Annotated in this window: 12 protein-coding genes and 2 pseudogenes; 7 read left to right on the top strand and 7 right to left on the bottom strand. The window is 63.9% G+C overall.

What is annotated here, in order from left to right; all coding sequences use genetic code 11:
* Positions 1–58: 58 nt before the first annotated feature.
* Genes AB0313_RS19730 through AB0313_RS19720 form a run of 3 tightly spaced genes read left to right on the top strand, consistent with a single transcriptional unit; the run spans position 59 to position 3,433 of the window.
* The gene (locus tag AB0313_RS19730; RefSeq protein ID WP_366307750.1) at positions 59–1,030 is read left to right on the top strand and encodes a sugar ABC transporter permease; all 972 of its coding nucleotides are present in this window, start codon (positions 59–61) and stop codon (positions 1,028–1,030) included.
* Between the two features lies 1 nt (position 1,031).
* The gene (locus AB0313_RS19725; RefSeq protein WP_141941051.1) at positions 1,032–1,910 is read left to right on the top strand and encodes a carbohydrate ABC transporter permease; all 879 of its coding nucleotides are present in this window, start codon (positions 1,032–1,034) and stop codon (positions 1,908–1,910) included.
* Between the two features lie 2 nt (positions 1,911–1,912).
* The gene (locus tag AB0313_RS19720) at positions 1,913–3,433 is read left to right on the top strand and encodes a glycoside hydrolase family 32 protein (RefSeq protein ID WP_366307749.1); all 1,521 of its coding nucleotides are present in this window, start codon (positions 1,913–1,915) and stop codon (positions 3,431–3,433) included.
* Positions 3,434–3,866: 433 nt separating this feature from the next.
* On the opposite strand, the gene AB0313_RS19715 is transcribed toward AB0313_RS19720, so the two are convergent.
* The gene (locus AB0313_RS19715; protein ID WP_110543403.1) at positions 3,867–4,013 is read right to left on the bottom strand and encodes a lmo0937 family membrane protein; all 147 of its coding nucleotides are present in this window, start codon (positions 4,011–4,013) and stop codon (positions 3,867–3,869) included.
* 15 nt (positions 4,014–4,028) lie between these two features.
* Positions 4,029–4,394, bottom strand: a complete 366-nt coding sequence (locus tag AB0313_RS19710) for a DUF805 domain-containing protein (protein WP_366307748.1) — start codon at positions 4,392–4,394, stop codon at positions 4,029–4,031.
* Positions 4,395–4,453: 59 nt separating this feature from the next.
* Between AB0313_RS19710 and AB0313_RS19705 the strand changes: the two genes are divergently transcribed.
* Together AB0313_RS19705 and AB0313_RS19700 are read left to right on the top strand one after the other, a co-directional pair.
* The gene (locus AB0313_RS19705) at positions 4,454–5,929 is read left to right on the top strand and encodes an aromatic amino acid ammonia-lyase (RefSeq protein WP_366307746.1); all 1,476 of its coding nucleotides are present in this window, start codon (positions 4,454–4,456) and stop codon (positions 5,927–5,929) included.
* Between the two features lie 611 nt (positions 5,930–6,540).
* Positions 6,541–6,669 (top strand): annotated as a pseudogene (locus AB0313_RS19700) (transposase); the annotation flags it as partial.
* Positions 6,670–6,690: 21 nt separating this feature from the next.
* Here AB0313_RS19700 and AB0313_RS19695 read toward each other — a convergent pair.
* Entirely contained in the window at positions 6,691–8,175 is a 1,485-nt protein-coding gene (locus AB0313_RS19695) for a glycosyltransferase (protein ID WP_366307744.1), read from the bottom strand.
* Positions 8,176–8,547: 372 nt separating this feature from the next.
* Complete coding sequence (locus AB0313_RS19690) at positions 8,548–9,333, bottom strand: Pr6Pr family membrane protein (protein ID WP_366307742.1); 786 nt, start codon at positions 9,331–9,333, stop codon at positions 8,548–8,550.
* Between the two features lie 115 nt (positions 9,334–9,448).
* On the opposite strand from AB0313_RS19690, the gene AB0313_RS19685 reads away from it, so the two are divergent.
* The gene (locus tag AB0313_RS19685; protein WP_366307740.1) at positions 9,449–9,820 is read left to right on the top strand and encodes a hypothetical protein; all 372 of its coding nucleotides are present in this window, start codon (positions 9,449–9,451) and stop codon (positions 9,818–9,820) included.
* Between the two features lie 187 nt (positions 9,821–10,007).
* On the opposite strand, the gene AB0313_RS19680 is transcribed toward AB0313_RS19685, so the two are convergent.
* A complete protein-coding gene (locus tag AB0313_RS19680; RefSeq protein WP_366307738.1) occupies positions 10,008–10,808 on the bottom strand; it encodes an alpha/beta hydrolase in 801 nt (266 codons plus the stop codon).
* Between the two features lie 115 nt (positions 10,809–10,923).
* Between AB0313_RS19680 and AB0313_RS19675 the strand changes: the two are divergent.
* Positions 10,924–11,790: pseudogene (locus AB0313_RS19675) on the top strand (LysR family transcriptional regulator); the annotation flags it as partial.
* Between the two features lie 45 nt (positions 11,791–11,835).
* Here the strand turns inward: AB0313_RS19675 and AB0313_RS19670 are convergent.
* Both AB0313_RS19670 and AB0313_RS19665 read right to left on the bottom strand, forming a co-directional pair.
* On the bottom strand, positions 11,836–11,910 hold the full coding sequence (locus tag AB0313_RS19670; RefSeq protein WP_366307780.1) for a hypothetical protein: 75 nt from the start codon (positions 11,908–11,910) through the stop codon (positions 11,836–11,838).
* Between the two features lie 409 nt (positions 11,911–12,319).
* Complete coding sequence (locus AB0313_RS19665) at positions 12,320–13,057, bottom strand: response regulator transcription factor (RefSeq protein ID WP_366307736.1); 738 nt, start codon at positions 13,055–13,057, stop codon at positions 12,320–12,322.
* Positions 13,058–13,172: the final 115 nt, after the last annotated feature.

Below are 13,172 nucleotides of genomic sequence, written 5' to 3'. Positions count from 1 at the left end.
AGAGGCCTGCTGCGTCGCACGCGGCAGGCCTCCCGCGCCCGATCAACGGAAGATTCCCATGGCAACTGTTCCCCTCCCCACCCGTCCCCGTGTCCCCGACACCTCGAAAGCCGCCCCGCCGCCGTCGTACGCCAAAGGCAACGCACGGCGCCGCCCCGGCTTCCGCCGCGAGCAACTCAGCGGCTGGGGCATGATCGCCCCGGCAGCAGTGCTGCTGCTGGCTTTCGTCTTCATCCCAGCCATCCTCGGCTTCGGCCTCGCCTTCACGAATGCCCGGCTCATCTCACCGCGTCCCATTGAATTTGTGGGAACGGACAACTTCTCCCGGCTCTTTACTGACCCCACCTTCTACCGGGCACTGCTCAACGTCGCCTATTTCACCGTGGTCATCGTTCCGGTGCAGTCGGGCCTGGCCCTGGTGATGGCACTGCTGATCAACAAGAAATTCCGTGGCGTGAACTTCTTCCGTACGGTGTACTTCCTGCCGGTGGTCACCTCCATGGTGGTGGTCTCACTGCTCTGGCTGTTCATGTATCGCAAGGATGGCCTGATCAATGAAATCCTCTCCAATGTCAGCTTCGGCCTGATCCACGGCCCGGACTGGCTGGGTGAGCCCAATACCGCGATGCCCGCCATCATCGTTCTGTCCATCTGGCAGGCGGCGGGCTTCCACATGATCATCTGGCTGGCGGGTCTGCAGGGCATTTCGGGCGAGCTGTACGAGGCGTCGCAGCTGGACGGCACCAGCCGCTGGCAGCAGTTCCGGTACGTCACCTGGCCCGGGCTCTTCCACACCCGCAGCCTGGTTCTCGTCACCATCACCATCCAGGCCCTGGGTCTGTTCGACCAGATCAGCGTCATGACACAGGGCGGGCCGATGGATTCCACCACCACCATCGTTTATGAGGCCGTCCGGTCCGGCTACCGGCAGCAGGAGACTTCCTACGCCTCCGCCATCTCGCTGGTGTTCTTTGTCCTTGTACTGATCGTCTCCGCGGTGCAGCGCCACCTCACCCGGGAGAAAGACTGACATGAAAAACCAACTGCTCCTCAAGAACGCCGGCACCATGCTGGTGCGCGTCCTCTTCGCCGTCGTCGCGGCGTTTCCCATCGTCTTCATGCTGGTGTCCTCGCTGAAGCCGGACCAGCAGATCTTCGGCGACATGTCCTCGTTTGCGGCGTTCCTGCCGGTAGGGAACATCTCGTTCGATAACTATGCCGCCGTCTTCGACCGCGTCCCGGCCGCCCGCTTCCTGCTCAACTCCGTGGGTGTCTCCACCGTCACCGTCATCCTGGGGATCTTCGTCAACAGCCTCTGCGCCTTCGCCCTGTCCCGCATGCAGGTCCGCGGCAAAAAAATTGTATTCACGGCGATCCTGGCCACCCTGATTGTGCCGTTCCAGACCCTGGCCCTGCCACTGGTGTGGTGGGTCAACCAGCTCCCCTACTTCGAGCTGAACGGCTTCAGCCTCGAAATCTCAAAGGGCTGGCTGGACACCTACCAGGTGCAGATTGTCCCCTTCATCGCCAATGCCTTCTCCATCTACCTTTACCACCAGTACTTCGAATCCATCCCCAAGGAACTGGACGAGGCCGCACGCATCGACGGTGCCGGTTGGTTCAAGATCTACCGCCGGGTGGTTATGCCGCTGGCCGGCCCGGCAACGGCCACCGTGGCCATCCTGACCTTCCTGCCGGCCTGGAACTCATACCTGTGGCCGCTCATGGTGGTCCAGTCCGAGGAGCTGCGGCCCGTGATGATCGGCATCCAGTACTTCTTCCAGCTGAACGTTTCCTGGGGCGAGGTGATGGCCTACGCTTCGCTCATCACTGTTCCGGTGGTGGTGCTGTTCATCGCCTTCCAGCGTTCCTTCGTCAACAGCATCGCCTCCAGCGGCGTGAAGGGCTGAGCGTGAATTCACTGACGACGGCGGCCGGTGGCCCCGCAACTTCCGTCGCGGAGCAGTTCCGGCCTGCGTACCACTACACCGCCGAACGGAACTGGCTCAACGATCCCAACGGTCTCGTGTACCTGAACGGCACCTACCACCTCTTCTACCAGCACAACCCTTTAAGCGCGGACTGGGGCAACATGTCGTGGGGCCACGCAACCTCACCGGACCTGATCCACTGGGAAGAGCAGCCCGTGGCCATCCCGTGCGAAGAGGACGAGGCCATCTTCTCCGGCTCAGCCGTGTTCGACCAGCACAACACCAGTGGGCTCGGGACGGCAGCGGATCCGCCGCTGGTGGCGATCTATACCAGCGCGTACCAAGGAGCATCGCCGCTGGCGGGCCGCCAGGCGCAGTCCCTCGCCTACAGCCTGGACGAAGGCAGGACCTGGACGAAATACCACGGCAATCCCGTCCTGGACCGCGCGTCCGCGGACTTCCGTGACCCGAAAGTCTTTTGGTACGACGGCGAAGCCGGCAGTTACTGGGTCATGGTCGCCGTCGAGGCGGTGCACCGCCAAGTCGTGCTCTACAAGTCACCAGATCTCAAGGCCTGGGAGTTCCTGAGCACTTTTGGCCCCGCCAACGCCACGGGCGGTGTCTGGGAGTGCCCGGACCTGTTCGAGCTGCCCGTGGACGGCAATCGGCGGGACAGCCGCTGGGTCCTCATCGTCAACATCAACCCCGGCGGGGTCGCCGGCGGCTCGGCAGGTCAGTACTTCCTGGGAACGTTCGACGGCGTGGCGTTCCGGTCCGAAACGACGGTCACCGAGGGCCTCCAGCAGGACGACGGTCGGATGCGTGAGTACAACTGGCTGGACTGGGGACGGGACTACTACGCCGCAGTGTCCTTCAACAACGTACCTGACGGCCGGCGGATCATGATCGGCTGGATGAACAACTGGGACTACGCCCACCAAACGCCCACCGGGAGCTGGCGGAGTGGCATGTCGTTGCCGCGGGAAGTTTCGCTGACACGGGTGGAGGGGAAGGTGGTGCTTCGGCAGGAGGCCATCGACCCTTTTGGCAGCCCGGAAGTGCGGGGCCTCCGCCTCGGCGCACGGGCGCTCGAAGCAGGGGCTATGGAGCTTCCGACATCGGCCTCCGTGGCGCGGATCGACGCCGAGTTCGAGCCGGGTGGCGCCAAGAGTGTTGGGCTGATACTTCGCGCCGGGGCCGCTGGGCGCACTATTCTGCGCTACGACGTAACGGAAGGTATTCTGCGGCTGGACCGGCGGAACTCCGGGGACCTACGTTTCCATGACGCCTTCCCTTCCGCGGAATCCGTCGCCGTGCCACAGAAGGAAGGCCGCCTGCGACTGCGGATCTACCTTGACCGCTGTTCCGTAGAGGTGTTCGCCCAGGACGGGCTCGCCACCATGACGGATCTGGTGTTCCCCTCAGCGGCGGCCACGGCGCTGGCGGTCGTCGTTGAAGGTGACGGGGCGCAGCTCGTGGCGCTCGACGTGGTCGTCCGCTAGAGGACCCCGTCTCGGACGTTCCTGGCTGACGCGGATCGGCCGAGATCTCGAAAGTTCTGTGCCACGTTCTTAATTGCCGGTTGATGTAGCCAGTCCTGCAGGCGTCTGTCCTGTCAGGCTTGAATGCAGCGGATCCGCAGCGCATGAATCTAGCAGAACGATCATCTCAGGCCACCCGTGCGGGTTGGAGACGGCGATGAAGAGCGGTGTGTTGCCGAAGGCGTTGGTTTGGTCGACCGTGGCGCCATGCTCGAGCGGCGTGGCTCCCGCCGTCAACGCCGCGGCGCAGTCACGGAGAACCCGGAAGGGCGAAACAGTCACCGTTCGCCAGGCTGCTCCATCGCCGGCCAGAAGAGCAAACGCAAAAAAGAGGGGAAGGCTGGAATGGCCTTCCCCTCTTTTTGTCCCGCAGGTTTCGCGTCGGACGTTGCGGTCAGACGCGTGACCTGCCGCGGACGAAGTGGATGATCAGGACGATCACGGCCACTACCAGGAGGATGTGAATGAGTCCGCCCCCGATGTTGGCCAACAGGCCGAGCAGCCAGAGAACGGCGATAATGATGGCTATCCAAAGCAACATGAATATCTCCTTCGTTCACTCTGCGGATGGAATACTGCTCCCCGTCCGCTGTCCGTATGGTGCGCTCAGCCTACGACACGTCACGGCTCTACCGCCGGACCCTGACGGTTTCTCCTGTCGGCTAAGCCGTGGGTTGTCGCACTGCTGGCCTCGAGGGTCCGGTCCCAGGAGGGTGAACACCAGCGGGATCATCACCGCCAGGATGCCACCGATCATCGTGCCCGGACCGGCAGTGGATCCGTAGGCGGTGTAGCGGACGCCGGACCGGACAATGATGTTCAGGACGATGCCCACCAGGGTGGACACCAGGAACCACCACCAGTATTCGCTGCGGCTGGCGCGGCCGGAGAACGTCGCGTACTTCGTGAAGAACCGCTTCACGGGTCTCCTCTTGCCCGGTGTGGCCCGCGGGGCCACACTGATTGACGGGAGGCTACCCCATGGAACCAGTAACCATCAGCGATCTGCCAATGACGCAGGAGGATCTCGTCTCGGTAGCCCACGGCAGGCCGCTGGTGCTTAGCGAGCCGGCCAAGTCACGGATTGCCGCGAGCCGGGCATTGTTAGATGAGGCTCTAACCAGCGGAGACGCGATCTACGGGCTCAGCACCCAAGTCGGCCACGGCAAGGACACCAGGGTTCCACAAGAAGAGCTTGAACAGCTGCAGCAGTTCCTGGTGGCGAGCCACGGCGGCGCGGTCGGGCCGCTGCTGGACCGGACAGTGGTCCGGGCCGCGATGGCCGTCCGCGTCTGCGGCATGGCCCGGGGCGGTTCCGGTGCAAGCCCGGCCGCAGCGGACACGCTGCTGGCCATGTTGAATGCCGGGGTACACCCGGTCTTGCACAGCAGAGGGTCGGTCGGGGCTGCCGACATCAGCCAAATGGCTGGCATTGCGCAGGTGGCTGTGGGGACGGGCACGGCTGAATTCCGAGGCGAGGTTCTCCCAGGCGCGGAGGCTTTGCAGCGGGCTGGGATCGAGCCTCTACGGCTTCAAGGCCGGGATGGGCTGGCCTTGATTTCGGCCAACGGCGTCTCGATCGGCCATGGCGCCCTGGTCTTGGCCAGGGCGGCGAGGACAGCCCTCGCAGCGGACCAGGCCGTCGTCCTGTCCATTGAAGCCACCCATGGGAACCCCTCGGGATTCTCGGCGCCCGCGGCGGCGGCCAAGCCGTATCCGGGGCAGGTCGCGGCAGCGGGCCATCTGCATGAACTGATGAAAGGCTCCCAACTCCTGGCCCGGGACGGCCCGCGGTCCGTTCAGGATGCTCTCTCCTTCCGGGTGGTTCCGCAGGTCCACGGGGCCTTCCGGGAGTTTATCGCCGTAGCCCGGCGCGCGGTGGATACCGAACTGAACTCCGCAAGCGACAATCCTCTGGTCGACGTCGAATCCGGCTCGGTGCTGAGCAACGGCAACTTCCATCCGATGGTGCTGGCCGTTGCATTCGACGCTCTGCGTGTCGCCCTGGTCCATGTGGGGCAGTTGAGCGAACGCCGCATGAGCCATTTGTGGAATGCTGTGATGGCGGCGGGAGAGCCAGGGCCTCCGCCCGGGAACCGTAGGCCGGAGGCGGCCCCGGGGATACAGCTTCGCTACGCCGGGTCAGCCTGTTACACCGAACTCCGGCTCCTGGCAGCACCCGCCACCTTGGACTCGACCGTCTTGGATGTCGGTGTCGAGGACCATGCAACAGGTGCCATGCTGAGCGTCCGGACCACCGAGCATGCATTAGGCCTCCTCGAGGATCTACTGGCCATCGAGATTCTGCTCGCCGCCGATTTGTCAGCCCTCACGCCCCCGGGAACGCTCGGTGCAGGGGCCTCAGCACTGCTCAGGCTCACCGCGGAGGCAGCGACCGACGCAGGATCGGCCGCGGACGTCCACCGGAATCTTCGCGAACGCTTTCCCGGAAACTAGGAGAACCGCCCCGCGGTGTCCCTCTACTTTCGGCCAGACGAGCTTACAGGCCGATGTGCTCAACATTCGTTCACGGGCAGCCATAGAGCAGATAGGTGGCCAGCCCGAAGGTGTGCTCAGACATGTCCAACGACGGGCTGACGACAGATGGCGTGACACGGCCATCTACTCCATACTGCGAGAGGAATGGCCCCATGCGCGCAGTCGCTTTGATCAGCGCTTATCTGTTTATTTTTGGGGACCGAATTCGGCCATGCGAGGCTGGGCGCGATCCTTTGTCAGGGAACTTGGAGCACGGCACCGTCCGAGAGGGTCGTATCTTCCAGCGAATGGCACTTGGAGCATCGATCAGAAGCAAGTAATTGCCCGGTTGGGAATCCCGTTACATTTATTCCGTCCCCAAAGGCCGGGGATTGGTCGCTGAACCCGTATGACTTTCTTGCCCTGTCATTGGATGATGCGGAGGGTGTTGTCGCAGGGTTCGGAGGCACGCGTTGACTGCTAGTAGGGACACGGCCAGCTTCTTCCGATGCGGCCAGGTCTCTTTGTAACGTGGGTGCCAGCACCGGGTGTCGTGACTGCGGCCAGACAGTGGTGCAAAGGAGCGCCGGCTGGACGAACGATACGAGGTCTACTGCGGGCTCGATGTCGGCAAATCCGAGCATCACGCCGCGGCATTGAGCGCAGTCGGGGAACAGCTCTTCGATAAGCCATTGCCGCAGGACGAGGCGCGGCTGCGCGAGCCGGCCCCACTGAGGTCGTTAGGGGTCGTGTACCGCCGGTCCCGCAGGGAGGGTGCGAGGGGGTGGCGACGGACGCTCGACACGGACGGGCAGAGCGTCGTCCCCCCGAAGAATGGCGCGGAGCAGCCGCCGCTCCTCCCCTCTGAGCGACATAAGCGCGCCGCCGCCCCGCAGCACCAGATCCCCGTTCGGGGTGGCGTACCGTTTCTGCAGATCTCCCAGCTCCTCGGCTCGCAGCAGCGCGACCGTGCTGGACCCAGCCAAGTCGACCACGCGGACCAGCGATGAGGGTCCCGTCAGATCACTCGCAACGACGCGCCGCTCGCTCTCGGTGAGGATTGTCTTCTGCGCTGCGCGTGTCACGACCAGGGGACGGGACGGCCCGTCCAGCAGTCCGGTCAGCACGTCCGCCGCAGCGTTAGGGCGGCCCGTTCCGCGCGCGGCCGCCTGCATCCGCTGCAGGCGGCCCGGCTCCCGCAGCAGCTCGTCGATCTTCCAGCCGATCGTCGCGGGAGTGTTGCAGCGGACCGCCGCCCCCTGCTCTATCAGGTAGTCGCCATTGCGAACCTCCTGCCCCGGGATGGGGTTCACCAGCACCATGGGCAACCCTGCAGCCATGCACTCCGACGCCGACAGCCCGCCCGGCTTGCCCACAAACAGGTCGGCGCGGCTGAGCAGCTGCGGCATCTCCGCCGTCAAGCCGAGCACCCGGTAGCGGTCGCCAGCGGGCGCGACAAGCTGCTCGATACGCTGCCGCAGCGCACTGTTGCGTCCGCACAAGACGGTGGCCGTGAAGGACGAGCGCATGTGCAGCGTCTGCCGCACGACCGAGACGGCATAGTCGTCGCCAGTCGCGCCCGCCGAGATCAGCAGCATCGGGGGCTCATTCGTATAGCGCGCAGGCGATACGTTCAGCTGCGCAGCGATAGGAATGCCCGTGACCGCGACGCGGTCCGGTGGCAAACCCAGCGCCATCAGTTCCACCCTCCCCTCCTCCCTGGCCAGGAAGAGAGCGTGGAACGCGCCCGTAAGCCATAGCCCCTGGAAGTCGTAGTCCGTCGTAACGACGGCGGTCCTCGCGTCAATCACGCCGCGAAGGAGCAGTGACGCCAGCAGTTGGGCTGGCAGGAAGTGCGTGCACACTATCGCGGTCGGTCGGAATCGCTTGATCGCATCGATCACCGGAAGTGCGTTCACCCGTGTCCAGGGGTCTATCGGGCCCCGGCGCCGGAACGGACGGTCGTTGACGTCGTAGCCCCACTCGACCAGCCAGGGCAAGTCCTCGACCAGGACGAAGTAACCCTTGCCCAGCAGTGTGCGGTAGAGCACACTGCTCACCTGCAGCACGTCCAGCACCTGCACCTCATCGATGTCGGCGCGCGCGGAACAGGCCTGTTGCAACGCCGCCGCGGCGCTGTTATGCCCCGCTCCTACCCCTGCTGAAAGGATAAGTACGCGCTCCCTCCCGGCGGCGTCGGGGCCTCGTGCCGACGTTCTGCGCATGAAGAGAGTCTAGCGGCCGTGTCACCACAGCCTGACTGTTAACTTGTTTCAATAAGCATGCGAATGGATTAATCGTCCCGCGTTTTTGCCACTATCTTCCGTGAGAAAGATAGTAATTATGCACAAGCAGTTCCCGCCCGAAGTCCCTGACCCTGCAGTCGCATGATGATGGACCGGTTGTCCGAATACCCATCGGTTTACGCTGCTTGAAGGGCGCTGGCGCCGAAGCTCGGAGTCGGCCCTGCATCGCTGTGCGCCTGGGCCGGACAAGCAGTGAGGAGCTGAAGGAAGCCAAGCAGCTGCGGGCTGAGGTGGGGGACTTGGAAGGTCCAACGAGATTCTCAAACAGGCCTCGATTTTCTTCGGATGATCTTAGGTTCGGCCCTTCCCCGGAAGCAGCTCCCGACTGTGACGACGCGACTTGCCGGCCGGGACTGCCGGCTGGGTAGGAATTTCCTTTCCGGGTCCGCGGGCGAGACCCACACGGGCATTGCCGGCGAGGTGCACGAGTATGCCGACCAAGAGAAACGCGGCGAGTACCAGGGCGCTGGTGGCGATGACGGCCGGCCAGCCGCCGTCGAGGCTCGGGTTGAGGAAGTCGTAGGGGTACCAGCCGTCCAGGGCACCGCGCACCCAGGAGAAGATCAGGAACACCCCCGGGTAGCAAAGCCAGACGACGGGCCGTCGCCACGGGCCTCGGACGGTGCGCGTGACCAGGAGCCAGTCGAGCCCCGCGACCAGCGGTGCGATGCGATGGGTGACCATCCACGGCCAGTACATGTCCAGCGTCCACCATGGTTCGTCAGGCGGAGCCACTAACACCACATAGATAATGCCCGTCATCACCAGGTAGAACGCGAGTGCGCCGAAGAGGTGATCCCACCATTGCGGCAGCCGCGCACGCGGCCGCGCGGCAGACACAAGGAACACGAGCCCGAGGACGAGGTTTGACTGGAATGTGAACTGGGAGATGAGCTGGGGGATGTCGACGGAGTTGCCGGGCTGGGTCGCGTCGTATAGCTCCTGGCCGAGGGCCGCGAGCATGGCAAGTCCGGCGCCGCCGCGTACCAGACGGATCCAGAGACAATCCGGATGCAGCGCCCGGTTGGCGCCCACGTTGCGTTGAACCGGAGGACTCAGCGGCAGCACGTCACTCATGGCATCAGTTTGGTGCTGCGCCAACCCGGGCCCCAGAGTCAAAAGGCCCGGGTTGCCAACGACCGCCGCGTAAGCCACGAGTCGCGTCAGGAAGCACGGGGCCTAAGCTGGTGCCGTGACACCCTCCCCAGCTCCCGTCGACGTTTTCGTCCAGGCCGGCCCCGCCGAGCGGTGGGAGGTGCTCCCCGCCCTGGGCCCGCTGGCCGTGCTGCTCGCGGCAGTCCTCGGTGCCGCCATTAGCCTGCGCACACCCCAGATCGCCGGGAAGCTGTTCAGCGATGCCGGGATCAGGGATGAATCTGAGTCGCTGCTGTCGGTCGAAGACGCGCCCGCGTGGAAGCCTGCACGCGGCTCCTACCAAAACGCGGCCGCCAGTACTGGTACCGATCCGGGCAGCATGCTGCTCGTGGCCGTGCATCCCTGGGACATCCGCGGCGCGGCCCGGGCTGGGCTCCGAACCGCCTGGCTGAACAGCGGAGCAGGTTAGGCCGACGAGAGCCGTTCTTCCAGCACGCGGGCACGGCCGGTCTTGAACACACGCCAGCATCCGTCGACGGCCAGTTCTGCAACTACACCCTGCCGGCCAACAGATCTATCGCCGGGGAAGACGGCCATTGGAAGGTCGCCCACCGTCACAGCGACACAATGACCGCCTGACAGGTCATGGGGCTGGCTTAGCACATGGCTTCGATTTCGTTGGTGAATTCACTGGGGTGATCGAGGAATCCCATGTGTCCGCCCGGCACCGTGCGGCGGCTGACGCCGGCCTTGGAAGCTATCCACTCTGCGGCCTCGGTAAAGAAGGGTGCGGTCTGCTCCGCTGACAGTATTACCAGGGGAACCCTCATTCCTGACAACGCATCCGCTTCTGGACGCCAGGACGCGAACGCTCCAAATTCCGCTTCCAGCAGGACCCGAGCGTTTGACCGCAGCGCGTCGAAGAAGTCCGGCGGCAACAGTCCAGCGGCATCACCGGCCGCGAACCTGACGAAGGCTTCTGCTCCCCCGGCGAGGCCGCCGGTCTCAACGCCCGCCGCAATGACCGGCTGCACAGTTCCCACGGCGTCGTCGGGGTTACTGAGAACACCCAGCAGCGCCGGCTCGTGAAGTACCACGCCCGTGAACGAACCTGGGGCCTTGAGGGCCGCTGCCAGAGCTATCAGCGCCCCAGTGCTGTTGCCGAACACGACGCATGGCCCGGTCCCGAGCGTTTCCAGCAGCGCAAGGGCATCGTCGGCGTGCTGGTCCACCGACGTCTCGGACCAATCGGATTCCCGTCGACTACGTCCGTTGTTCCTGCGGTCATAGGCGATGACGGTGTGGTTCGTCGCAAGTACCTGGGCTAGGCCGGCGTATTGGCGGCCATCCCCTCCAGCTCCGGGGACCAGAAGCACTGGGCTCCCGTGACCGGTCACTTCAACGTAGAATGTGGTGCCGTTAGCCCTTACCAGCGCAGCCCCACTGATCGTGTCCATCGCATTTCACCTTCCTTGCAGCGGTTCACCTTTCCCTTTCATTGCACGCCCGAAGGGGTAGTCGCGTCCAAGACGGACGTGGACTGGGACGATCACAACTTTTTATGATGGGCGTATGGAAATACGCCAACTCCGGCGATTCCTTGTACTGGCTGAGGAACTGCACTTCGGCAGAGCCGCCGCCCGGCTTCACATCGCCCAGCCGGCACTAAGCCAGGAACTCAAGTCCCTGGAAAGGTCCCTTGGGCTCCGGCTCCTGGACCGGACACACAATCACGTTGCACTCACCGAGGCCGGCCGCCGGCTGCAGGAGGAAGCCGCGCACATCATCCAAGCCCATGATGCTGCAGCGGCAGCTATGGACGAGTTGCGCAGTCCTCCCAGCGACACGCTCAGGCTCGGCGTCGCCGTCGGCGTGGCATATCCGCTACTGGCGGAGCTGCTCACGGGTCTGAGAGTAGGCCCTGCAGCACCTAAAGTAGACGTCAAACCTGCAGCAGCACGGGAAGGAGTGCAGAAGGTTCTGGACGGTGACTTTGACGCCATCATCATTCACGCCGTCCCGCCCTCCGACGAACGCCTGGGCGTCCTAACCCTGGAAACCGAGCCGATGGGGGTCGCCCTTCCGTCCGCCAGCCCGCTCGCACAACTGCAGGCGATCAGCCCCCTCGCTCTCACCGGCCAGGCCCTGATCTGGCTGCAGCGCGACGGTGACCCTGACGTTCGGGAGCGGGTGCTAGGCCTATTGCTGGACGGCGGCATGGTACCCGGCCCGCACCGCTGGTCGCCGAGTATTGCCACGACGATGAGCATGGTCGCTGCCGGCCTCGGCGTGTCATTCAAAACACCACACGAGGTCGTACCAGGTGATCCCCCCGGAGTCGTATGGCGCCCATTTGCGGGAGTGTCACTTCCCGTGCCGACGGTTCTGGTCTGGCGTAAGAACAGCACCTCACCCTTGACGACACAACTGGTCTCTCACGCCCGGCGGCACATTGCGACAAAGTCCTCTGGCACCGGCCATCGATCATTGGCTGCAGGGAAGTTTCAGGCCTGTGCCAACCTTGCCCGGGTAGAAATGGACCGCGCCAAGGACTCCCAGCAGGAGGGACAGGAGCCGGGTGGTGAGGAACGACTTGGAGCTGATCCGGGCCTGCCCGCAGGCCCCACGACGGAGGATACCGTGTGAGATTGAGGTTGTGGCTTATGAGAGTCATTTCATAGGACAGCCGGCCGCGAAGCGGTGCGTTATGTGGGTGCCGGGACGGCACCCGAGGGGCGAGACACGCACCAGAAGCCGCCGCGGCTAATAAAGCCGCAGCACGCGCAAGTACCGACATGATCACTTCGGCCAACAGCGTTCAGGGGATTCTTCGCCCGTAAACCGGCTGCTACACCTGCCCGGCAGAATGCGATCCATCCCGGCACAAAAGCTAAGCCGATCGGCTACAAATTTCCGTTCAACGGCCCACGGTTAATCCACGGATTCAGCCGTGGAATCCGCGCCCAATCTAAACCACCAGTGAATAGCCTCCTGGTTCGGCTTTTAGCCACCGGGGAGGTCGATCGGTGTCGCCGAGCTTTTCCCGAAGACTCATGACCAGAAAGTCAATAGCGCGCTCTTCCCTGCGGCTTATCGGTTCACCAGTTTCATAATGGGCCGCACGCATTTTTTGGGCCAGGTCGGCGTTGCTGCGGTGCACCCACGTGCTCTCCATGAGCGTGTGCAGAAGATCGAACTCCGGCGGAGTCAGCTCAAGCTCAACGCCATCGACCTCGACCTTGCGGGTACGGACATTGAGCACAATCCCGTTGTGCACCAGCCGCTCCTTCGACCGTTTCCCCCCGCGGGCGCGGGAGGACTCGGCTTCTTCCTTCCAGCGGGGCCTGCGGAGCAGGGCATTGATCCGGGACCGCAGCTCACGGGGCCGGAAGGGTTTGATGATGTAATCGTCAGCACCGTTATCCAAGCCCGTCATGGCATCGGCTTCGTCATCCCGTCCGGTCAGCATGATGAGGTAACTGTCGCTGAACAACCGGATGCGGCGCGCAGCTTCGAACCCGTCCATGTCACCGAGCTCGATGTCTACCGTCACGATCATCGGATCATGCTGGCGCACCAGCTCCACGCCGCTTTCCCCGTCGGGGGCAGCATGCGTGACGAAACCTGCCTGCCTAAATACCACCGCGATTAAATCCCGGATGTGTTCTTCGTCTTCGATAATTACCGCAACGCGCGCGCGTTCCATATGAGACCCCCGTTCTTTCCCCCCACTGATTGAACTGTTCCCCATTGTATTCAGGAATAAACTGGGGATTGCGTGCTGGTTTTCATGCAACGGCAACCAGAGCCGCGTCGATCAG

It is taken from the genome of Pseudarthrobacter sp. NPDC080039 (assembly GCF_040702335.1).
In the GTDB taxonomy this organism is placed as follows: domain Bacteria; phylum Actinomycetota; class Actinomycetes; order Actinomycetales; family Micrococcaceae; genus Arthrobacter; species Arthrobacter enclensis_A.
Note: the sequence above shows the minus strand (reverse complement) of the source record. Positions and strands in the feature narration are given on the sequence as shown.